Below are 22,743 nucleotides of genomic sequence, written 5' to 3'. Positions count from 1 at the left end.
TCCACCGTCCTAAATTTGGAGCGGAAACGAGACTCGAACTCGCGACCCCAACCTTGGCAAGGTTGTGCTCTACCAACTGAGCTATTCCCGCATGAATAATGCCTTATGATTTCCTAACATCACATGTCTAACTTATAACAAATTGATTGTTAAAAGATTTTATGTTAGCTGGCATTAAGATGGGCGCTATTATGGATTGGTTTGGTAAAGATGGCAAGTATTTTACCTAGAATACGATATCAAATGCTCAAAATACACACTAACTGACACGGTTGATATTATTATCCCCCTTAAGAGCGATAACGTTCAATCTTACATCTGCTGATCAACTTCTTGTTCTCGCATCGTCTTAAACAAAAGCAACAAGAGAAATACTCTTCAGAAAATTTTTTTAGCTTGAGAAGAAAGCTGCCGTTGTGGGGTTTATATAAGTGGAATCGAAATTATAAGATTTGGAGCGGGAAACGAGACTCGAACTCGCGACCCCAACCTTGGCAAGGTTGTGCTCTACCAACTGAGCTATTCCCGCTTAATTTTGATGTGCCGTACTTGCGAAATTCTTCATCGGTACGGGGAGCGCATTATACGAAGAATTCTTCTGCTGGCAAGCCCCCAAAACATAAAAATTTGCATTTTTTCTCTGATTGATGGTTAAACCATCAAATTATCCGCTTAACCATCAACTCAGAGATAAATTTATGTACAATCAATCCTTGTATCGGCTCGCCTTTTACTTCTGGATAAAATGCTCGCGGTAATAAACCAGTTCAGCAATTGAATCCCGGATATCATCCAATGCCTGATGGGAATTTTTCTTACTTAATCCAGCCAGCAATTCAGGTTTCCAACGACGCGCCAGCTCTTTAAGCGTACTCACATCCAAATAACGATAGTGAAAATATTTTTCCAGTTCAGGCATATAACGGAACAAGAAGCGGCGATCTTGACCTATGCTGTTACCACAGATAGGTGATTTTCCTGCCGGCACCCATTGCTCCAGAAAAGCAATCGTTGCTTTTTCAGCTTCAACCTCATCAAATGAACTCTGCTTTACACGTTCCACTAATCCGCTGGCAGTATGCGTTCGAACGTTCCAGTCATCCATCAGCGCCAGTTGTTCATCTGACTGATGGACTGCGATCACTGGCCCCTCCGCGAGAATATTCAGCTCTGAATCGGTAACGATCGTCGCAATTTCAATTATGCGATCACGCTCTGGATCTAAGCCCGTCATCTCTAAATCTATCCAGATAAGATTGTTCTCACTTTTTGACATGATATATCCTAGGTTCCTTCAAAACAGGTAATCTGTATCAGAGGTGTATCATAACGTTTTTGATCACCCACAGCGATAATCAGTAAGATAGATGAAATAAGTGAGGTTCGGTGGCTAAAAGTAAACTCTCCAAAGGGCAGCAACGCCGTGTGCAGGTCAATCACCAGCGCAGGCTGAAACAGCCGCTCAACAGGACTAATTCCCAAAAACCAGAACTGGATGACAGCCAGCTTGGTGAGCCACAAGAAGGGCTGGTTATCAGTCGATTCGGCCAACATGCCGACATTGAAGCCGCAGACGGCTCCATACAACGCTGTAATATCCGCAGGACGATCCGTTCACTGGTAACCGGTGACCGTGTCGTATGGCGACCCGCATTACAACGCCAGTCTGATGTGAAGATCAATGGGATTGTCGAAGCGGTACATGAACGCTCTTCCGTCCTCACCCGCCCCGATTATTACGATGGCATTAAACCCATTGCAGCCAATATCAACCAAATTGTGATTGTTTCTGCCATATTGCCTGAACTCTCACTGAATATTATCGATCGCTATCTGGTTGCGTGTGAAACACTCAATATTGAACCTTTGATTGTGCTCAATAAAATTGATCTATTGGATGAAAAAAGTCGGGAATGGGTCAACAGTGTCATGGATATTTACCGTCATATCGGCTATCGGGTACTGGAAGTTTCCAGCTATACAGAAGAAGGTATACCAGAGCTGATTAACTTACTGGCTGATAAAATCAGTATCTTCGCTGGTCAATCCGGGGTCGGGAAATCCAGCCTGCTTAACACACTGCTCCCGGACAGCGAAAAAGAGATTCTGGTCAATGAAGTCTCGGATAATTCCGGCCTTGGTCAACATACTACAACAACAGCACGCCTCTATCATTTTCCACAGGGAGGAGATGTCATCGACTCCCCCGGAGTCCGGGAATTCGGGTTATGGCACCTGACACCAGAACAGGTAGCACAAGGTTTCATTGAATTCCGTGATTATCTTGGTGGGTGTAAATTCCGTGATTGTAAGCATCGGGATGATCCCGGCTGCGCTTTACGGGAAGCTCTGGAACTAGGGTCTATCGCGGAAGAGCGTTTTGAAAATTACCACCGCATACTGGAAAGTATGGTTCAGGTAAAGCCACGCAAAAATTTCACTGATGCTCAAAAATGAGACACAATAATTAGCAAAACGTTGCCCTGACATTCAACATAAGGGCAGGTACAATAGCTGACTTTTGCCCAATTTACCTATATACCCCATAGATTCAGACTGCGAATTAGAAAGACGGGTATAAAAAATCCAAGAGGTTAATGTGCTAGACAATATTAAAATCAGACTACAATATTTACTGCCAAAGCAATGTATTACTCACTTAGCAGGTTGGTTTGCGAATAAAAAGGCGGGTTGGTTAACACAACTTGCCATTCAGGTTTTTGCCAAAGTTTATAAAGTCAATATGAATGAAGCCCAAGAGTCTTCTTTTAAAGCTTATTCAACATTCAATGAGTTTTTTGTTCGCTCATTAAAAGAGGGTATTCGCCCTATCGTCAATGAAACTCATCAACTGGCTCTTCCCGCAGACGGCACTATCAGCCAGTTAGGAGCTATCCGAGAAGAACAAATTATTCAGGCAAAAGGCCACTACTACACTGTAGAAGCATTGTTGGCTGGTCAATACCAGCTTGCCGAGCAATTCCGCAATGGTCAGTTTGTCACGATTTACTTGTCACCAAAAGATTACCACCGTGTCCATATGCCATGTGACGGCGTACTGAAAGAGATGATTTATGTTCCGGGAGATCTGTTTTCTGTCAATCCATTGACTGCTGCAAATGTTCCTAATCTGTTTGCACGCAATGAGCGGGTTATCTGCCTGTTTGATACTGCCTTCGGTCCAATGGTACAAATTTTGGTTGGTGCAACTATTGTAGGTAGCATAGAAACTGTCTGGAGTGGCTGTGTAACACCTCCACGTGAAGGCATTATCAAACGCTGGACTTATCCGGCAGAAGGAGAAGGTGCCGTTTCCCTCAAAAAAGGAGAAGAAATGGGTCGTTTCAAACTTGGTTCAACCGTAATCAATTTGTTTACTCCTAATCAGATTCAGTTTGCTAATAATTTATACAGTGGTTCACAGACCCAAGTGGGTGGCTTACTGGCACAAACTATCACCAAAGAGGGAGAACAAACTGAGCACGCTGATGTTTCCATGAATCAAAATAACGCTAGTTAATTATTACCAAGGAGCCCCTTATTGTGCGCCTGATTATCAGTTTACTTCTTAGCCTGTTAATTACGAATCTGGCTTTTGCTTCCGCAATACAGCTAGATGAAAATCAACTGAAACAAAATTTAAAACAGGTTGAAGGCAGTAAAAATCCACAGGATGCGGAGGTTGCACAAGCATTTCAAGGGGCTGTCAACTGGGTTAATGATACCAAGTCCTCTAAGGAAAGAATTGAGAAATATCAACAAGCCATTGATGATTTTCCTAAAATTATTAAAGAGTTGCGCCAGAAAATTCTGGCTGCAAGTGAGCCTCCTCCTACTATTGCGGCTAATCAGCCAATCAGCAGCTTAGAGCAGCAAATTATCCAGCTCAGCAGCCAGTTGCTGGAACAAGAAAGGCAGTTACAACAAGAACAGGATAAAATCAGGGAAATCAGTGACTCAGTCAACCTCTTGCCTCAACAACAAGCTGAAGCAAGACGACTGCTCTCCGAGGCAACTTCCCGTCTTCAATCATTGAGTCCCCTTCCCACGCTGTTGGGTGAAGCCCAATTAACCCTTGCACAAGCAGAAGTGAATGCCCGCAAAGCGGTGACTAATGAACTGGAGATGGCACAACTTTCTGCCAATAATCGACAGGAAATTGCCCGCTTACGGGCAGAATTATTTAAAAAACGCTATCAACGGCTGGATTACCAACTCCAGCAATTGCGCAGTCAATTAAATACTCAGCGGCAACAAAAAGCAGAGTCAGCCCTTGAACATACTGAAATGCTGGCGGGACAGAATGGAGGGAAACTGCCACAATTTTTATTGGATGAACTTCAGCAGAACCGCCATCTGTCACAAATGCTTAACCAGCAAACCCAACGGATGGATTCCATTGGCTCACAGCAACGCAAAGCAGCCGATGATATTCTGCGGGTACGCCAGACACTCAATACCATTCGTGAACAAGCGCAATGGTTAGGTGATTCAACAGCACTAGGGGCAGCTTTAAGAACACAATTAACCCACATCCCGGATGTTCCGAAATCCCAACAACTTGACCGAAGCATAGTGGAGCTACGGGTCGAAAGGCTGAAATATGAAGAAATGCTGGAAAACGCTCAACGGGAAATCGGGCAAACTCCCGTTGCATATAATAATCTGACCCCGGCACAAAAACAGGTTTATGATTCCCTTATCCGCACCAGAAAAGAGTTACTGAATTCTCTACTTTCAGGCTATGACAGCGAAATATTGGAGCTGACAAAACTCAAAGTATCTACCAGCCAATTAAATGATGCTTTGAAAGAAGTTAAAGATGCAACTCACCGTTATCTGTTTTGGGTTGCAGATGTCGACCCTATTTCCCTGGATTATCCACTGCGGGTAGTAAAGGATCTGACCCGCCTGCTCTCTCTGGATACATTCTCCCAATTGGGCATTGCTATTCACGTTATGCTGACCACGCAGGACACGCTGCTCTATTTGCTAGGGACATTATTGCTGGTGATTTTCAGCATCAGTTCACATCGCCAATATCATGCTTTCCTTGAACGCTCCAGCAACCGTATTGGCAAAGTGACACAAGATCACTTCACCCTTACTCTGCGTACAGTATTCTGGTCTGTTGTTGCGGCTCTCCCCCTGCCGATGCTTTGGTCAGCGATTGGCTACGGCCTGAAAAATGCGTGGCAGTACCCAATGGCGACAGCAATTGGCAACGGAGTCAGTGAAACAACGCCTGTCCTGTGGATTTTCATGCTCAGTGCGGCATTTGCCCATCCTAATGGCCTATTCATTGCCCATTTCCGTTGGCCAGAAGAGCGGGTAAAACGGGCAATGCGGTTTTATCGTTTGTCGATATTCCTGATTGTCCCCCTCATGATGGCACTTATCACATTCAACAATTACAGTGAGCGTGAGTTTGCCGCGACACTCGGCAGATTATGCTTCCTGATGCTTTGTGTTTCCCTGAGCTTGGTTACCATTACACTAAAACGCGCAGGTATTCCACTGTACATGGACAAACACGGTTCGGGTGAAAACATCATAAACTCTGTGTTATGGTGGATACTACTCTCTGCCCCCATTCTGGCTGCACTGGCATCCGTGCTCGGCTACCTGCAAACATCACAAGCATTGTTGGCTCGGCTAGAAACTTCGGTTGCCATCTGGTTCTTCCTGTTGGTCATCTACCACATTACTCGTCGATGGATGTTAATCCAACGTCGTAAAATTGCGTTCGAAAGAGCGAAGCAGCGTCGTGCCGATATCCTTGCCCAACGTGCCAAAAATGAAGAAGACTCCACCAATATCAACAGCAGCGTTGAAGGCGCCATCGAAGTAGAAGAACCGGTTATCGATTTAGATGCAATCAGTGCTCAGTCTCTGGGGTTGATGCGTTCTATTCTGACCATGATCGCGCTGGTTTCATTGATTCTGTTGTGGTCAGAATTACATTCTGCTTTCTCTTTCCTCGAAAATATCCGGCTATGGGATGTCACCACAACCATCAACGGTGTTGATACCGTCCAGCCAATAACAATGGGTTCCGTTCTGATTGCTATCCTGGTTATTGTGATCACTGCACAGCTTATCCGCAACCTACCTGCACTACTTGAGCTGGCACTGTTACAGCATTTGGAACTGACACCGGGCACAGGTTATGCCATCACAACTTTAACCAAATATGGTATTACCCTGATCGGTGGGATTGTCGGTTTCTCACTAATAGGCATTGAATGGTCGAAACTGCAATGGCTGATTGCAGCAATGGGGGTTGGGCTTGGTTTTGGATTACAGGAAATTTTTGCCAATATTATTTCTGGCCTGATGATCTTGTTCGAAAAGCCAATCCGCATTGGCGATACGGTGACTATTCGAGGTTTGACGGGTAGTATCACGAAAATCAACACACGGGCAACCACTTTATCCGATTGGGACAGAAAAGAGATTATCGTTCCTAACAAAGCATTTATTACTGAACAATTTATCAACTGGTCATTGTCAGATACAATTACCCGTATTGTCTTGACTATTCCTGTCCCCGTGGAAACAGAGTCCGCGAAAGCAACCGAAATATTAATGACTGCCGCCAGACGGTGCCCGTTAATTCTCGATAACCCGATACCCGAAGTCTATCTGGTTGACCTGCAACAAGGGATTCAGATCTATGAGCTGCGCGCTTATGCCGCAGAAATGGGGCACCGTATGCCTGCCCGCCATGAAGTGCATCAGTATATTTTGCAGGAATTCCGCAAACATGATATTACCCTGCCGTTCCCACCATTTCAGGCACGTGTTGATATTTTTGGGCAGGAAATTGGCAGTGCTACTATTCCCAGTACTACTATTCGCAGTACTACTACCAATACATCAGGTCGTAATCCTCCCCGTAAACCGGGAGATCTGTAAAGTATTAAGGAACGAAATTAAGGAAAAAAGAAATTCAAAATATGGTAAGACGTATTCCTTTTCAAATAAGTGGCTTACTGGCATTAAATGGTGTTTCTATTCTGGGAAACACCATTACAGAAATTGCCATTCCGTGGTTGATTCTGGAAATATCAGGTAGCCCATTGTTGGTTGCCGCCGTCATGTCAGCCAAAATAGTGCCATTGATACTTTCTATTTTCTTTAGCGCGCAGTTAGCAGTTAGTAGATAAATATGGTGCGTTTCGCATCTCAATGCTATCTGATTTAGTTAATTTCCTAAGTATATTATTCATCCCCGTGTTTTATGCAATAGATATCCTGCACTTTTATCTATTGGCTATCCTGCTAATATTTTCAACCATTCTCGATTCTCCAGGACGTCTGGCAAAAGATGTCATGCTGGCAAAAGAGAGAATGAGTTAATTAACGGAATAAACAGTACTATTGAAAATATCTGTGATCTTATTGGCCCGGTTTTTGGCTCACTGATCATCGCAATGCTCGGTACAATAAATGCCTTATATTTTGATGCAGTCAGTTTCTTAGTCGTTGCACTGGGGATCATCATTCTGAAAAAACATTTTATTGCCGATATAGACCAGGTGACTGACTCCCCTTCTCTGCCACACCATTATTTCCTTGAGGCATTCAACTATATCAAGTCAGAAAAGGAGTTGTTTTCTGTTCTAATTCTCAGTTCAATAATCAATTTTGTTATCACTCCGTTCTTGATCATTTATCTGCCTTACATAAATAAAACCGAATTTAATTCCGTTGTCAGTCTTGGTATTTCGATGACAAGTTTTGGTATAGGTACAACGCTTTCCTCTTTGTTATACAGTATCTATGGCAAACATTTTTCTGGTTACCAAATTATTTTGGCCGGTTACAGCCTGCTCGGATTAGGCCTCATATCGTTGTCTCTACTCAGTGAACAGTATGTCCTATTTATCCAACTTTTTGCCATCGGCTGTGGTATTGGTTTTGCAGCGCCGGTAGAAGTCACATTAATTCAGCGCCGAGTGCCAGAAAATTTATTTGGTCGGATAATGACCCTATTTACCTCCACACGTTTTCTTAGTGTTCCTCTTGGATATGTCTGTTTCGGAGCGATTCTGGAATCCAGAATCGCTCTGCAAACACCGATAATTATGGCAGCAATGGTTCTGGGAGGTTTATTAATTTATTTGCTTCTTCGTGACTGATATTCAGATATTTATTTATAAAAAAACGCCGCTATAAAATAATAGACGACGTTTTTGAGATGATGGCAAACTAAAGAAATAAAATCAAAGAGATATTAAAGTATTAACGCATAGCTTTCGGATCAGCACCATAGTCATTACTGCCTTCAGTGCCTTCTAAAAGAGTGAATATAAATACTGCAATACCAGCAATTGGAACAAAAGTCAGTAAAAACCACCAACCAGAACGATTAGTATCGTGAAGACGGCGTACTGTCACTGCAAGTGATGGAATAAAAGCAACCAATGCATAAATGAGCATCATCACGATAAAACCAATAGTATCACTGAGTATTGCACCTAATATACAGATGGCAAAAAAAATAATTATATTGAAAAGATAGAACATCCAATATTCTTTACGACGCGCACGTCCTGAAAAATCAGCGTAATTTTTAAAAACTTGAAAATACCAATTCATAATATTTTCTCTTTAAGTGCAAATTATATAAAAAAGGAGACAAACTATAAAGGATGCCGAATTTTATACTCACTTATCTTTTAAAGTCTACTCTCTATTCTTAAAAAAAGAATACGAAATTAATAATGTAATTATTAGATAATAGGTAAAAAAATCTTACAAAGATAAAATTTAAAGTGCGTTAAATATACATTCATCTACTTCATATCAAAGTTATCTATGAATCTATCAGGAAAAAAAATCCCTTTAATTCATTATTAACCACCAATAAAAACAACTTCTATTTAGCAACCTTATAATTAAACTAAGTTATTTAAAAATAGATTAATCTTCTTAAAATGGTATCTGTTAACTATTTCATCGTACAAATAATCAAAAAGTGCGATAACACTGACCAGTATCATATTATCTATGTCTATGGTGCAATCCTGTCTGATTTTATCATAGGAAAAATGTCTAAACGCTATCCACAATGCAATATGGTACTTGTATTCGTATTCACCTTTGCGATAGTACCTAATCTATTACTTTTGAAATAAATGCGGTAGCTTATATTACTGTCACATAGTTTGAGTAAGGTTACCGCCCAACCAGACACCCACAAGATTCACCAACTTGTAATTCAAACTCAAATTCGCATTCCTGAGCTTTGCCAGTCCATGATCGCAATATTTCGATAGCTGTTTGTGCCATTTGATCAACCGGCTGGCGAACCGCGGTTAAGGAAGGCACATTAAACAGAGATTGCTGAGTCGCATTGAAACAAACCAATGCAACATCAGCAGGCACTGCTATCTTATGTTCAGCCAGCGCGCGCAAACAACCGAATGCCTGTAATTCATTAGTAGCAAACAGTGCACGAGGTAATTTCCCTTTCAGCATCCGTAACGTTGCTTCATAACCGCCCAGGCGAGTATAGTCCGTGGAAAAAATCCATTCTTCCCGTACCACCAAATCTGCTTGTTTTAAAGCATCCCGCCAGCCAGAAAGACGATCCTGAGTATTCAGCATATTAAGAGGACCACAGATAATGGCAATATCGCGGTAATCATGCTCTGTCAGGTGTTGAGTCACTTTAAATGCTGCAAGCCTTTCATTCACACGAATTGCACTAACATTTGAATCAGCATTAACCCAATCAAGCATAACGCAGGGAGTTCCACTGGCCTGAATCAAATCAATATAAGGATGGCGATCCACACTGGTATACAGCAAACCGTCGATCTGACGATTCAATAAGTTGTTGATAAGCTCCTTTTCCCGTAATCGGTTATCTCCTGAATCTCCCGGTAACAATACTTGTCCATGTTTAAAAGCCTCCTGCTGCAAAGCACAAGCTACCGAAGAAAGAAAGGGATTGGAGATATCCGGCAGGATCAAACCATAAGCGTGTGTCGAACCAGATGCTAATGCTTTCGCAATGTTATTCGGCCGATAGCCTGTTTTTTTTATCGCCGCTAATACGCGCTGGCGAGTAGCTTCTGCAACAGGTCGTGGGCCATTGTTGATGACATAACTGACGACGGCTACCGAGGTTCCAGCTTCTTTCGCAACATCAAGACGAGTTACTCTTTTTAAGCGAGAATTCATAATACCTATGTTAATCCCTCAAATTGAGACAGAGATTCAATGGGTAAGAATACAAAACATGGAAGGACACTAAATTGCGTCCTCAAGTAAATTCAGATCCCTGCCACGTGTTTCAGGTGCAAAAAATGTTGTAATAAAACCGATACCCGCCATCACTGCAAAATAACAGGCAATAGGCCACCAATGCCCTCTGAAAGATAATAAAGCCGCGGCAACCAACGGCGCAGTTCCACCGGATAACGCCGCTCCTGCCCCTAATCCCTGTATAAATCGCAGCGTCACCAAACAAATCGGTGCCAAAATACCAATAAGAGCGTAGCCAGGAATAAGCCCGATAAGTGTGGTTGATATACCCATAAGCGTTACTGTCATTAACATGACAAATTTGCGTCCTTTGCGATCGCCTAACCAACCAAACATAAGTGCGCCAATGGGACGAGCAACAAATCCGACAGAGTAAGTAGCGAAACTTGCCAATAAAGCTATCATTGGTGCTGTTTCAGGAAAGAAAACATCAGTAAAAATGATCCCCGCGGCTAAACCATAAAGTGCGAAATCGGCATATTCCATTGTCGTACCTAGCCAACAGGAGAAAATGGCTCGCCAAAACCCTTTTCGCCCTTCCGGTGTAGCCAAACATGTTTCAGAAGCATGCTGTATCGGTGTTATAACTGGCACCGTATTTTCATACGGCATATCAATATATTCCCTGAGTGTCAGAACAGTAAGTTTTTAATTCCAACGTAACAAATATAACAATATTATTTTTATTCATGATTTATTTTCATATACAGACATATCTACTCGCGTAGACTGTTAAAATAAAATAAGTCAACAATTAGGTTGCAGTCAAAACTATCATAGAAAATTTAACTGTTGTAATTAATAAATTTTAAAATAGGCTATCAAAAATTATATTGCTATTAATATAATGGGATTATAATCATTGATATGATTGAAAAAACAAGAAAGCATCGTGGCCATCTGAAAAAAAATAAAAAAACCAAGCAATAAATATAATAATAGAAAAAGAAAATTAAATGATAGTTTTTTGATAATATATAGAGAAATATTCACATAAAAAACTATTTCCTTTTATTTGACTTTTTATATTAAAAAAACAGCATCCATCAGGATGCTGTTTTCAATTGATTACTTAAATGAACATCAAACTTGATACATTTTCTGCAAATAACGCGAAACCGCATCATCGGCATTAGAGCCTATCACTTCCATGTCCGGCAAAATGTCTTTTAGGCGCTGATGGGCGCCCTGCATAATGCAGCCTTTACCCGCGACGCTCAGCATTTCCAAATCATTCATTCCATCACCAAAAGCAATACAGTCACTTAATTGATACCCGATGGATTGACAGACCTGTGCCAATGCTTCCCCTTTGGATACGCCTCCTGACATGACTTCCAGACAATTTCTTAGAGAGAAACTCACATTGACTTTATCTCCCCAACGCGCTTCAATCCTCTCTTCCAGTTGAATCAAATAGTCATGATCTTCACTGGTATAATAGACCTTGCACACACCATTAACAGGAAAATCCTCACGTTGGAAAAGCTGAAAATGGAAATCTGACACCTTAAAAAATTCAGTCTGTTCCGAGCTTTCACGATTAATCCACCACTCATCATTATTATAGTAGTTGGTCAAAACATTCGGATTATCAAACTCCAGCAAACATAAATCACGGGCAATTTCCGGTGCCAGATTATGGCTGAATACCAGTTCTCCCTGTGCATTATGCACTCTCGCCCCATTTGATGTGATCATGTAAGCATTAATACCCAATCCATCGCGGATCTGCCCTACATCAATGTGATGACGCCCTGTCGCAAAAATAAAATGAATCCCTTTATCTGTCAGAAGATTCAAAATTTTCTTAGTATACGGCGTTAATACGTGATCGGGAGATAACAGTGTGCCATCTAAGTCTGAAGCAACAACATAGTACATGGTTCAAATTCCTAAGCGATACCCGCATCTTTCTTGAAATCTATTGGGTATAAATCAGTGTTGATCAAAAAAATCACAAATCGCATTAAGGGCCTGTGCCCGTAATACATCTTTTTCGAACAGGATTTCATGGTGTGCCCCGTAGATAACCAGAGGATTGTATTCTTCTTTTCCCGCTCCGGCTTTTTGACGCGCTTCGCAAAAAGCCAATAACTCCCGATTACTCACTACCTTATCTTCACTCGCTTTTAAAACAATAAGTGGTGTCTGAATTTTTCCTGCCTTTTCAATTAAGTTATCTCCCGTTCGCATGCTTTCACGCATCCAACGGTAAGTCGGCCCTCCAAGGCGTAATTCAGGATAATCAACATAATAGCGTAAATATCGCTGATAACGTGCATAGCTATGGGTTAACAGGTTGACAAAATAGGGTAATGGCCGCCAATGCCCTGTTGATATTGCATATCTGTTACGTCTTTTAGGGTGAGGTTCTGCTTGGTTAACCAGAAAATTCGCCAACCAACGAGGCATTGGTAAGTTAATACCAAACATGGGAGCACACAGTGCCACAGCACGGAATATTGATTCTTGGCGTAATAGAAGAGAACTCAGTATAGCCCCGCCCATTGAGTGAGCGAGTGCATAACAGCGATGCGATTGAAGTGGAACGATTTCTAATTCGATGAATTTTGCTAAATCATCCACATAGTGTTCAAACGCTTCAACATGTCCTTTTTGAGGATCTGTCAGCATTCTGCCTGAAAGGCCCTGACCACGATGATCAATAATAAAGATGTTGTAGCCCAGATGGTAAAAATCGTAAGCCACTTCCGAATATTTCACATAGCTTTCACTACGACCTGGAGCTATTACCAATGTCTTATCATGATGGGGCGAACAGAAAGAGACATAACGAATAGGAATATTATCAACGCCTATAAATTCCCGTTCGTTTCTGGTATTCCAAAAATCCAGTAATAATCCATTCGTAAACGCAGAGAACTGAGGTTCGCGGTTTAACCAGCTTGCTTTCAATATCTCAGGCGGCATTTATCATCCTCTATATCCGTCGTCTTTCCAGTTATTTGTTTGTTGACTACGGTTGACTGCGGTTATTCAAATCCTTCGAAATGCTCACGGATCAGTGTCATAAAAGCATCACCAAAACGTTCCAGTTTACGCTGCCCAACCCCGTTAATAAGCAGAAGTTCATTGGGCGTTATTGGGCACTGTTCTGCCATTTCAATCAGCGTTACGTCATTGAAAACGACAAAAGGCGGAATATTGTTCTCATCAGCAATGGATTTACGCAATTTCCGCAACTTAGCGAACAATTTACGATCATAGTTTCCACTGTATGATTTGTTTTGTTGATTTCTGCTTTTCAAACTTTGAATTCGAGGCACGGCAAGCTGCAAAGGCAGTTCGCCACGCAAAACAGGCCGCGCCGCTTCCATCAATTGTAATGCAGAATAATTGGCAATATTTTGGTTGATTAACCCCAGATGGATCAGTTGACGCAGGATACTCATCCAGTGTTCCTGACTATGCTCTTTGCCAATACCATAAACGGGCAACTTATCATGCCCTAACTCTCTGATACGTTGATTATTAGCGCCGCGCAACACTTCTACAATATAGCCGATACCAAACCGTTGTCCAACGCGGTAGATACAGGATAAGGCTTTCTGTGCATCGACTAAACCATCATAACGTTTCGGTGGATCAAGGCAGATATCACAGTTACCACAAGCGGTTTGCTGGCTTTCACCAAAATAGTTGAGCAATACTAATCGTCGGCAGGTTTGCGCTTCCGCAAACGCTCCCATAGCATTGAGTTTATGCCGCTCAATATCCTGCTGTTCACCCGCGGGTTTTTCTTCCAGACAACGGCGTAGCCACGCCATATCCGCCGGGTCGTAGAACAATACTGCTTCAGCAGGCAGACCATCCCGCCCTGCACGCCCCGTTTCCTGATAGTAAGATTCAATATTACGGGGAATATCAAAATGCACGACAAAACGTACGTTGGGTTTGTTGATCCCCATACCAAACGCCACTGTCGCAACAACTACCTGCAAATCATCCCGCTGGAAAGCATCTTGCACCCAGGCACGCTGATTATTCTCCAGCCCTGCATGATAAGGAGCGACACTCAACCCCCGTTTTTGCAATCGCTCTGCGGTCTCTTCCACTTTGTTCCTGCTGTTGCAGTAAATAATCCCACTCTTTCCTTGCTGGCTACGAACAAATGACCAGAGTTGATCAAGAGGTTTATATTTTTCAACCAATGTATAGCGAATGTTAGGACGATCAAAACTGCTGATATGAATAATGGGATCACGCAGCTCCAACAAGCGAACAATATCTTGTCGGGTGGTTTTATCTGCTGTGGCTGTCAGTGCAATAACAGGAAGATCAGGCAAGCGTCTGCGCAGTTGCCCAAGCGCACGATATTCTGGACGAAAATCATGTCCCCACTGAGAAATACAATGCGCTTCATCAACTGCCAGCAAAGCCGGATGCCAGTCATGTAAATGATCGAGAAAGTTATCAGTTACCATCCGTTCCGGTGCAATATAAAGCAATTTGATACTTCCCTGACGACAACGCCGGATAATATCGAATTGTTGCTCACGACTTTGAGTTGAGTTTAAGCACTCCGCTTCTATGCCATTTGTTCTCAATTGATCAACCTGATCTTTCATCAATGAGATCAATGGAGAAACGACCAGTGTTAACCCATTTTTGACCAACGCAGGGATCTGATAACACAATGATTTACCGCCACCTGTCGGCATAATAACCAGACAATCACGGTCATCAAGAACGGCGTCTATTACCTGCTGCTGTCCGGGACGAAATTGCTGATATCCGAATGTTTTTCGTAATATTTGTTCAGCCAGCGATGCCGTGCTGATGACTTCTGCGGTAGACACGCCTTTCCTCAATTATTGAAATGATTTATTCAACGCTATTTATTTAAACGAATTACATATAGAAGCTATTACAGTATATCTTATTCAGCATAATCGAGTCTGCCTGGAGTTATAATCAATCATCGACTCGCCACGTTCACGAATACTTGTATATAAACACGAACACGCTTCGACTTCGAACCAACCCTGCTCCTGCCACCTAACCCTTGCTTGTTTATTGCTGAGACATTCTAAACACGAAACGAGCATTTTTTATAGCAACTTTTTCTTCATAAAATTGTTTTTTCGAAGCACTTCTCAGACTGGCAAGCTGGAAAATAAAAGCATAAACTTAACAAGTTATTAACCAAAAATAACTATCTAATATCAGTGAATTTATTTTTTTAATTTTCAGGAAATCCAATATGGAAACGATACAGCAACCAACCCAACCTTTAACACAAGAAGAGGCGCGTAAATTTATAGGTGAGGTGTTTGTTTATCATATGCCATTCAACCAACTGTTGGGGCTTGAATTGGTTCGTTTTGAAAAAGACTATGCAGAACTTCAGTTTTTCCATCAAGATAAGCTGGTGGGTAATATAGCCCAAAAAATCTTGCATGGTGGCGCCATAGCTTCAATACTTGACGTTGCTGGTGGTTTAGTCTGTACCGGGAGTGCACTGACCACAATGAAAGTCATCACGATAGAGGAAATGCAAAAACGTCTGCCTACTATAGGTACTATAGATCTGCGTGTTGATTACCTGCGCCCCGGACGTGGCGAGGTATTTACCGCCAGCAGTAATATCATTCGTGCCGGTAATAAAGTATCGGTCGCCAGAATAGAATTGCACAATGAAAAACAGGTACATATTGCCAGTGCAACAGGAACTTATTTGGTTGGATGATATTTAATATTTTTAACAAAAGGGATGTGATAAAGAACACATTCCTTTTTTGCAAGATAAACCCGCCAATTATTAAATTATGACTGAACCTGAAATATTAATTCCTGCTAATTTCTTGTCAATTTACCACTTTATTTAGAAATACTCGTTTCATTCACTACCCGCAGATAAGCATCTTGATTTTTAACCCCATGTTTTGTTTTTAATCATTTGATTTATATAAATTATTGAGTGATTACAATCACATTACAATGACTATTTTTTATACTAAATAAAAACCTACTATATCTTGTCGATTATTATCTAAGCGAAAAAAACTTAAACAATACCGTTCCTGATCGCCCTTAATATTCCCACATTAAATATTCCCGGCGAATCGTTGGTTAAAAGAGAAATTAAGGATAACAGCTACCCAAATATCGCACTAATAGCGACATTAAATAAGGACGAAAAATTATGTCACTGAAAAAGAACATTATTTCTCAGAAGAGCCATAAAACTGGCGGTCATTCATCCGGCGGACTTTTATTTACTCTGACAGCAGGCAGCCTGCCACCCCAAACTTTTGTTGTCACTGATTTCGCACTGACAGAAGGTTTTTCACAGCCTTTTCAAATTGATATTGGGTTGGCAAGTGCTAATCCCTCTGTCGATTTTTCTACTGTGCTCGATCACACTGCCACACTCACGATTTTGCAGGGAGAAACCGAACAACGAAGCATCAGTGGTATGGTATCCAGCTTTGAACAAGGGAATACCGGGCTACATCAAACCACCTACCAGATGACTATCCGTCCTGACTTGTGGCGTACAACACTACGCCAAAATTCACGCATCTTCCAACAGCGGGATATCGTTACCATTATCACCACTATTTTAAAGGAACACGGCACTCGTGATGTGGTATTTAGTTTGCGCCAGCCACACCCAGAACGTGAATTTTGTGTGCAATATCAGGAAAGCGACTTCACTTTCATCCAGCGTTTGACCGCAGAAGAAGGCATTTTCTATTTTTTTGAGTGTGGCAACGGGCGTAATACCCTGGTCTTTGCCGATGATGCTGGCTCAGTACCATTGGGCATCGAACTTCCTTACCAACCCAGTGAACAAAGTCCTACAGGTGATGTTTCTGTTAGTCATATCACCAACCGCGCGCAGGTCCGGCCGGCACAAGTACAACTTAAGGATTACACTTTTAAGAATCCGGCCTGGGCAGCAGAATTCAGCCAGCAAATGAAAGAGGACAATCTCCAAAAGCTCTATTACGAGCATTACGATTACCCCGGACGTTTCAAAGATGAACAACATGGTGCTGCTTTTACCCGCTACCGACTCGAAGCACTGCGTAATGATGCGCTGACAGGATATGGCAACGGTTATGCCATCGCCATTCAACCGGGGCGGCTATTCACCCTGACCAACCATCCGCGTGAAGAGTGGAATCAACCGTGGCAGGTGATTTCCGCCAGCCATACGGGTTATCAACCACAAGCGTTAGAACAGGAAATCAGTGGCAGCGGTACGACACTAAACAGCCAGTTTAGTTTTATCCGCCAAACCCAGACCTGGCGTCCTTCTCCATTGCCTAAACCGATCGTTGATGGGCCACAAATTGCCAAAGTCGTCGGCCCAGCCGGAGAAGAAATTTTTTGTGACCAATATGGTCGTGTTCGACTTCAGTTTCCGTGGGATCGCTATGGCCGCAGTGACGATCAAAGCTCTTGCTGGATACGGGTTACTCATCCGTGGGCGGGACAAGGCTGGGGAATGCTCGCTATTCCCCGTGTCGGCCAAGAGGTTGTAGTTGATTTCTTACATGGCGATCCAGATCAACCCATCGTTATCGGCAGAACCTATCACGCCAGTAATATTCCTCCCGGCGGCCTGCCCGGCAGCAAAACCCAAATGGCGTTTCGCTCCAAAACCCATAAGGGAGAGGGCTATAACCAAATGTTGTTTGAGGATGCGAAAGGCAGTGAACAACTCGCTCTTCATGCCCAGAAAGATATGAATACCACCGTTCTGAATGATATGAACACCACTATCCTCAACGACTGTACCACACAGGTGAAGCACGATCACACCGAAAACATCGGTAACAATCAGGTGATATCCGTCCGTAAAGATCGCATCAAAGAAGTGACCGGCGAGGAGAGCAGTACTATTCACGGTAACCGACAAGTTACAGTAGAGAAAAAAAGTAAGCTCAGCGCCAAAGAAGACATTGCTATCCAGTCTGTCAACGGTGGCATCCAAATCAGCGTAGGCGGTGCCAGTATCACACTGGACAAGGAGGGCAATATCCATATTTCCGGCAAAAATATCATCATCAACGGCAAGGACCAGGTTCAACTGAACTAGCCGAGCCAACCAAAACACATGTGGAACACGATAGCTACATTGACCAAAAAAGAGTGATAAAGGAAGACACCCATGAATAAACAACCCTATCAAATGAATGAAGGAACCTTAACTATTCCATCTGACTGGCGTGATGAATCGATGCAGGTATTTGTCCTGCCGGATGACAGTGGCGTTAATTTGGTGATTAACCGTACACCCGTACCGATGGGTTCCGACCACACCGCCTACTACGCCCAAACATTAACTCAGTTTGAAACCCATCTCCCCGGTTATAAAGAGCACCAAAGGCTGGAGATAGAACTGAGCGGTGCACCCGCCTGGCGGCTGGACTACCAATGGCAAAGCCCGGAAGGTGAGATGCACCAGACTGTTGTGCTGCAAATACGGGGTAATTTGCTGTTGGCTTTTAACCTGACTTCTCCACAGCCGTTTGAGGAAGGGCAGCGTAACGCTCTGCTGGCAATCGTCAGTAGTTTTCAGGCGACCTGACAGGAGGTCAGTTATGGGATTAATGGATGAAATTGTCCTTCGTACTGCAAGAGTGGGCGCAACTCATGCAAGCCAACAGCCCCAACCGGCAGCACGAGAGCCAGGCCCGGCGGCGGCACGTAAAGGAGACCCCATTCAGCATAAAAGTTTTTTAGGGGCACTTGCGGGGGCGGTTGTAGGTGCGTTGCTCGGTGCAGCAGTATTTGGCGCGGCTGCACTTCTGATAGGTGCAACCGGGGGGCTGGCTACATTTGCAATTATGGCTGTCGGCACGATGTGGACTATGGCGCTAGGTGATGTGATAAGTAAAGCCAGCTCAGCGGTTACGGACGCCATTGATAGCTGTAACCCGCCAGCCGGTGTGATCGCCACGGGTTCACCTAATGTCTTTATTGAAGGCAAGCCCGCCGCACGGGTGGAATTAGACACAGCAGCTTGCAAAAATCATCCCGCGCCACGCATCGCTCAGGGCAGTGAAAGCGTCTTTATCAACGAAAAGCCCGCCGCGCGGATCAAGGATAAGCTGGAGTGTGGAGCAACCATCAATAGTGGTGCAAGCAAAGTCTTTATCGGCTCAGGTCAAGAAACCTATCTTGAAATACAAGAAGAATTTTCGTTCTGGCAGCGGGCATTACTCGTTGCGGTAGAGTTTCTCGTTCCTCCATCACGAGGAGCCGTAAAAGGCTTTGCCAAACTCTTTACTAACGCAGGCCGGAAAGCGGCTATCCAAGGCGCCAAAGTAGGTGCAAAAACAGCCGCTAAAAAAATCAAAAATGTCCCCGGAAAAATCAAAGATATCGTCACACTCAAAACCATCAGTTGTGCCAAACACGCTTTCAAACATAATAAAGGCCTGAAACGTTATACGGAAAGTGCCAAAAGATTCTTTACGGGCGACCCGATAGACGTGACCACCGGCGCTCTGTTTGATCAGCGTATCGATATCGAGTTAGGGCAGACGATACCGCTGCAATTTATCCGTAGTTGGTCACCCGGTCATCGCGGATTGCTAGGGGAAAACTGGCTGGATAACTTCTCCGAATGTGTCCTTGTTACAGGGGATCGAATAGAAATTCTGACAACCGAGGGCGCCTCACTCTTTTTCGCCCTGCCAGCCAGTTATGACCACAGCATTAACCCTGAACACCCCAATTTCAGACTGAGCCGGTATAAGCAAGGCCTTATCCTGAGTGACCGCGACAGTTTAATCAGTAAATATTTTACCTTCCCCGTGACTGTTTTTCCTACAACTGTCTTCCCTACAACCACGGAGGCTGACCCAGACAAAGAGAGCACCCAACGTTTGTGGCTGACCGAATATCGCGACAATAACGATAACACCATCCAGTTTCATTACAGTGAACAGCAGCAACTGGTTAAGGTTACCCATAGCGATGGCCCAGAATTAGTGTTGCTATACCGCGCAAATGGATTACTGGAAGAGATCCGTCGTACCGATAATGGCCTGAATGAAATGCTGGCGCGTTACGGTTATCACGATAACGACTGGCTGGCTGATGCAGACAGTACACAAACCTATCACCTGTTTTATGAATACAACGAACAAGGCTTAATAAGCCAGTGGTCTGATCATGATCAAACTGCGGTGGATTACGTTTATGATGAACAGGGGCGCTGTATCTATAGCGTCGGATCTGGGGGTTTCTATCCGGTTCATCTCTCCTATGAACCAGGCATCACCCATTCAACCACGCCACAAGGCCATACGACGACCTGGCATTACAATGATGAGCAACAAGTCACGCAGGTGGAAACACCATGCGGTAGTGTCACGCGCTATGAATACGATGAATGGGGAAATTTGCGCCGCCAGATTTTACCAAAAGGCGAAATTATTACCCTTGATTACCTCGCAGATACCGGATTAGTGACCGCCTTTACTAATGCCATCGGGGCAACATGGCGTTATCACTATGATGATGCCGATCGCCTTATCAGTATGACAGACCCACTCGGACGAGTTTGGTGGCAACAATTCGACAATAAAGGTAATCCAGAATGTTTTATCGCACCAGATGGGCATAAGACCACTCTGACCCGTAACGAGTTTGGCTTGATCACCGCCGTAGAAGACAGTGATGGCAATAAGCGCAGTTGGGAGTATGACCGTCATCAACGCCTGACTAAGTTGTTTGATGAAGAAAACCGTAGTCTGCAACTGAGTTATGACAGTCAGGATCGTCTGCGCCGAATGACGACTGGCGGTGGTGCCCTTTGGCGTTGGGATTATGATCGTCATCACCACATTTCCTTAAGTGACCGACCCAATAACAGTATTGAGCGTTTCCGCCATGATCGTCACGGCAATCTGACCGAATGGACAGATGCTCATGGCGTAAAATGGCAGATTGAATACGGGCCATTTGATTTACCTCTCGCACGTGTGGATGGAGAAGGAAACCGCTGGCAGTACCGTTATGACTCTGACAGTCTGCAATTGCTGGAAGTGATCACGCCACAAGGGGAAAGCTACCGCTATACACTGGATGCAGATGGGCAGGTAATTACTGAAACCGACTATGCGGATACCCAATGGCATTACGCTTATGACCTTAACGGAAACTGCATTGAAAAGCGTGATGCGCTAGGCAATATCACTCGCTACGAATACGATGCCGCACAACGACTGACAGCCGTACATACACCGGAAGGAACCACCAACTACAGCTATGACATCACCGGACGTCTGCTGGAAATCACCGCACCAGACACCATTTCTTTAATATTCGAATACGATGAACAAGGCCGTATTATCCGGGAAACCCAACCACACGGGGAAATTCGCCGCGAATATCCTGATAACACCACAACAGTAAGGCAGCTTCATACACCCGATGGCCGACTCTGGCAGGCAAAAACCGCTGTTAATAAAGTTGGAGAACTGAGTTTACTGGCAATCAATGGTGATCATTCTCTGTCCTTCGAGCGGGATAAGGATGGAAACGAATGGCATCGCCAGTCTGATAAGGGCTTTATCCTGCGTCAGGAGCACTCGTTAATGGGGCTGCTCACTTCCCAACGTGCCGGACGTAACACTGAGTTTTTTGCCGCCCATGAAGTGGCGGATATCCCGCAACCGACATTAGCAGGACTGGATCGCGAATATCGTTATGACGATGCGCTTAATTTAGTGGCGGCGAATGATGAGCGGCAGTGGCTGCGCTATGTAGTTAATGGTAATGGACAAGTGACCTCAGTCAGTGATGGTGATCGGCTGCGGGAACATTATCAATATGACTCCTGCGGTTATCCATCCCGCCGTTTCGACGGCCTCAATGACATTGACGGAGAACGGCTTTATCAAAAAGGACATCGATTGAGACACTTGGGTCAGCATCTATTTGAATATGACGATGCGGGTCGAATGACGGCGATGCAGTTATGGCAAGAAGGCCATCGCCCGCAGCTCACCAAATTTCGCTGGAACAGCCAAAATCAGTTAATTGGCGTACTAACACCGGGTGGTCAGCAGTGGGCCTATCGCTATGACGCCTTCGGTCGGCGTACCGAAAAAGTGTGTGAACAGTCGGGTGAGCGCACCACCTACCTGTGGGACGGCGATGTTCCGGCCGAAATCCGCGAGTACCGGCACAACCGCCTGCATTGCATCCGCCATCTGGTGTTTGATGGCTGGCAGTTGCTGGCGCAGCAGGTGCAGTTTTTTACCCCAAATCCGGAAAACCGCCGCGAACTGCTCCCCGGAAATATCCAGACACAGTACGCCGTGTGTGCACCGACCGGGGAGCCACTGGCGTTGTTTGATTCGCAAGGGCATCGAGTCTGGCGCCAACCTGTGCATTCTCTGTATGGAATGCGTCTTGGAGTAGCGGGAGAAAATTCACAATTTGATCCAGGACTACAATTCGCCGGCCAGTGGC

At 44.0% G+C, this 22,743-nt stretch carries 17 protein-coding genes and 2 tRNA genes; 10 read left to right on the top strand and 9 right to left on the bottom strand.

Annotated features, from left to right (window positions below; translation table 11 throughout):
* Positions 1–16 precede the first annotated feature (16 nt).
* From ABLA85_RS02455 to orn, 3 genes are all read right to left on the bottom strand, one after another.
* Positions 17–91, bottom strand: a tRNA-Gly gene (locus ABLA85_RS02455).
* Positions 92–453: 362 nt separating this feature from the next.
* A tRNA-Gly gene (locus ABLA85_RS02450) sits at positions 454–529 on the bottom strand.
* A gap of 201 nt (positions 530–730) precedes the next feature.
* Positions 731–1,276: an oligoribonuclease gene (gene orn / locus ABLA85_RS02445; protein ID WP_367961043.1), complete on the bottom strand. Its 546-nt coding sequence runs from the start codon at positions 1,274–1,276 to the stop codon at positions 731–733.
* 110 nt (positions 1,277–1,386) lie between these two features.
* Here orn and rsgA point away from each other — a divergent pair, with 110 nt between their 5' ends.
* From rsgA to ABLA85_RS02415, 6 genes are all read left to right on the top strand, one after another.
* Positions 1,387–2,457, top strand: a complete 1,071-nt coding sequence (gene rsgA, locus ABLA85_RS02440) for a small ribosomal subunit biogenesis GTPase RsgA (protein WP_367961041.1) — start codon at positions 1,387–1,389, stop codon at positions 2,455–2,457.
* 142 nt (positions 2,458–2,599) lie between these two features.
* Positions 2,600–3,520: an archaetidylserine decarboxylase gene (asd, locus tag ABLA85_RS02435; protein WP_367961039.1), complete on the top strand. Its 921-nt coding sequence runs from the start codon at positions 2,600–2,602 to the stop codon at positions 3,518–3,520.
* 23 nt (positions 3,521–3,543) lie between these two features.
* Positions 3,544–6,918 carry a miniconductance mechanosensitive channel MscM gene (gene mscM / locus ABLA85_RS02430; protein ID WP_367961037.1) on the top strand — a complete coding sequence of 1,125 codons (3,375 nt, stop codon included), beginning with the start codon at positions 3,544–3,546 and terminating at the stop codon, positions 6,916–6,918.
* 41 nt (positions 6,919–6,959) lie between these two features.
* Positions 6,960–7,169 (top strand): hypothetical protein, encoded by a 210-nt coding sequence (locus tag ABLA85_RS02425; protein ID WP_367961035.1) that lies wholly within the window; start codon positions 6,960–6,962, stop codon positions 7,167–7,169.
* Between the two features lie 22 nt (positions 7,170–7,191).
* Positions 7,192–7,362, top strand: coding sequence for a hypothetical protein (locus ABLA85_RS02420; RefSeq protein WP_367961033.1), 171 nt, complete (start codon positions 7,192–7,194; stop codon positions 7,360–7,362).
* Entirely contained in the window at positions 7,290–8,144 is an 855-nt protein-coding gene (locus ABLA85_RS02415) for an MFS transporter (RefSeq protein ID WP_367961233.1), read from the top strand. Before ABLA85_RS02420 ends, ABLA85_RS02415 begins: the two co-directional genes overlap by 73 nt.
* Before the next feature lie 103 nt (positions 8,145–8,247).
* On the opposite strand, the gene ABLA85_RS02410 is transcribed toward ABLA85_RS02415, so the two are convergent.
* From ABLA85_RS02410 to recQ, 6 genes are all read right to left on the bottom strand, one after another.
* Positions 8,248–8,604, bottom strand: coding sequence for a DUF805 domain-containing protein (locus ABLA85_RS02410; protein ID WP_367961031.1), 357 nt, complete (start codon positions 8,602–8,604; stop codon positions 8,248–8,250).
* Positions 8,605–9,183: 579 nt separating this feature from the next.
* Entirely contained in the window at positions 9,184–10,194 is a 1,011-nt protein-coding gene (locus ABLA85_RS02405; RefSeq protein WP_367961029.1) for a LacI family DNA-binding transcriptional regulator, read from the bottom strand.
* A gap of 69 nt (positions 10,195–10,263) precedes the next feature.
* Complete coding sequence (locus tag ABLA85_RS02400) at positions 10,264–10,890, bottom strand: MFS transporter (protein ID WP_367961027.1); 627 nt, start codon at positions 10,888–10,890, stop codon at positions 10,264–10,266.
* 471 nt (positions 10,891–11,361) lie between these two features.
* Positions 11,362–12,162, bottom strand: coding sequence for a sugar/pyridoxal phosphate phosphatase YigL (gene yigL / locus ABLA85_RS02395; protein ID WP_367961026.1), 801 nt, complete (start codon positions 12,160–12,162; stop codon positions 11,362–11,364).
* 54 nt (positions 12,163–12,216) lie between these two features.
* Entirely contained in the window at positions 12,217–13,212 is a 996-nt protein-coding gene (gene pldB, locus ABLA85_RS02390; RefSeq protein WP_367961025.1) for a lysophospholipase L2, read from the bottom strand.
* 62 nt (positions 13,213–13,274) lie between these two features.
* Positions 13,275–15,101: an ATP-dependent DNA helicase RecQ gene (gene recQ / locus ABLA85_RS02385; RefSeq protein ID WP_367961024.1), complete on the bottom strand. Its 1,827-nt coding sequence runs from the start codon at positions 15,099–15,101 to the stop codon at positions 13,275–13,277.
* Positions 15,102–15,505: 404 nt separating this feature from the next.
* Here recQ and ABLA85_RS02380 point away from each other — a divergent pair, with 404 nt between their 5' ends.
* From ABLA85_RS02380 to ABLA85_RS02365, 4 genes are all read left to right on the top strand, one after another.
* A complete protein-coding gene (locus ABLA85_RS02380) occupies positions 15,506–15,991 on the top strand; it encodes a thioesterase family protein (protein WP_367961023.1) in 486 nt (161 codons plus the stop codon).
* A gap of 456 nt (positions 15,992–16,447) precedes the next feature.
* Complete coding sequence (locus ABLA85_RS02375) at positions 16,448–18,352, top strand: type VI secretion system tip protein VgrG (RefSeq protein WP_367961022.1); 1,905 nt, start codon at positions 16,448–16,450, stop codon at positions 18,350–18,352.
* Positions 18,353–18,424: 72 nt separating this feature from the next.
* A complete protein-coding gene (locus ABLA85_RS02370) occupies positions 18,425–18,844 on the top strand; it encodes a DUF1795 domain-containing protein (protein ID WP_340622090.1) in 420 nt (139 codons plus the stop codon).
* 13 nt (positions 18,845–18,857) lie between these two features.
* Positions 18,858–22,743, top strand: a 3,886-nt coding sequence (locus tag ABLA85_RS02365; RefSeq protein WP_367961020.1) for a PAAR domain-containing protein, incomplete at its 3' end; no start/stop codon positions are given.

The sequence above is a fragment of the Xenorhabdus sp. SGI246 genome (assembly GCF_040838225.1).
Classification (GTDB): domain Bacteria; phylum Pseudomonadota; class Gammaproteobacteria; order Enterobacterales; family Enterobacteriaceae; genus Xenorhabdus; species Xenorhabdus indica.
This window is presented reverse-complemented; position numbering and strand designations above follow the sequence as displayed.

Bases quoted from the DNA above. Each gene is read 5' to 3' on its own strand.
- ABLA85_RS02370 (WP_340622090.1), top strand. From the start codon at position 18,425: ATGAATAAACAACCCTATCAAATGAATGAAGGAACCTTAACTATTCCA.
- ABLA85_RS02410 (WP_367961031.1), bottom strand. From the start codon at position 8,604: ATGAATTGGTATTTTCAAGTTTTTAAAAATTACGCTGATTTTTCAGGA.
- orn (WP_367961043.1), bottom strand. From the start codon at position 1,276: ATGTCAAAAAGTGAGAACAATCTTATCTGGATAGATTTAGAGATGACG.
- ABLA85_RS02405 (WP_367961029.1), bottom strand. From the start codon at position 10,194: ATGAATTCTCGCTTAAAAAGAGTAACTCGTCTTGATGTTGCGAAAGAA.
- ABLA85_RS02375 (WP_367961022.1), top strand. From the start codon at position 16,448: ATGTCACTGAAAAAGAACATTATTTCTCAGAAGAGCCATAAAACTGGC.
- pldB (WP_367961025.1), bottom strand. From the start codon at position 13,212: ATGCCGCCTGAGATATTGAAAGCAAGCTGGTTAAACCGCGAACCTCAG.
- yigL (WP_367961026.1), bottom strand. From the start codon at position 12,162: ATGTACTATGTTGTTGCTTCAGACTTAGATGGCACACTGTTATCTCCC.
- ABLA85_RS02380 (WP_367961023.1), top strand. From the start codon at position 15,506: ATGGAAACGATACAGCAACCAACCCAACCTTTAACACAAGAAGAGGCG.
- ABLA85_RS02425 (WP_367961035.1), top strand. From the start codon at position 6,960: ATGGTAAGACGTATTCCTTTTCAAATAAGTGGCTTACTGGCATTAAAT.
- ABLA85_RS02400 (WP_367961027.1), bottom strand. From the start codon at position 10,890: ATGCCGTATGAAAATACGGTGCCAGTTATAACACCGATACAGCATGCT.
- ABLA85_RS02420 (WP_367961033.1), top strand. From the start codon at position 7,192: ATGCTATCTGATTTAGTTAATTTCCTAAGTATATTATTCATCCCCGTG.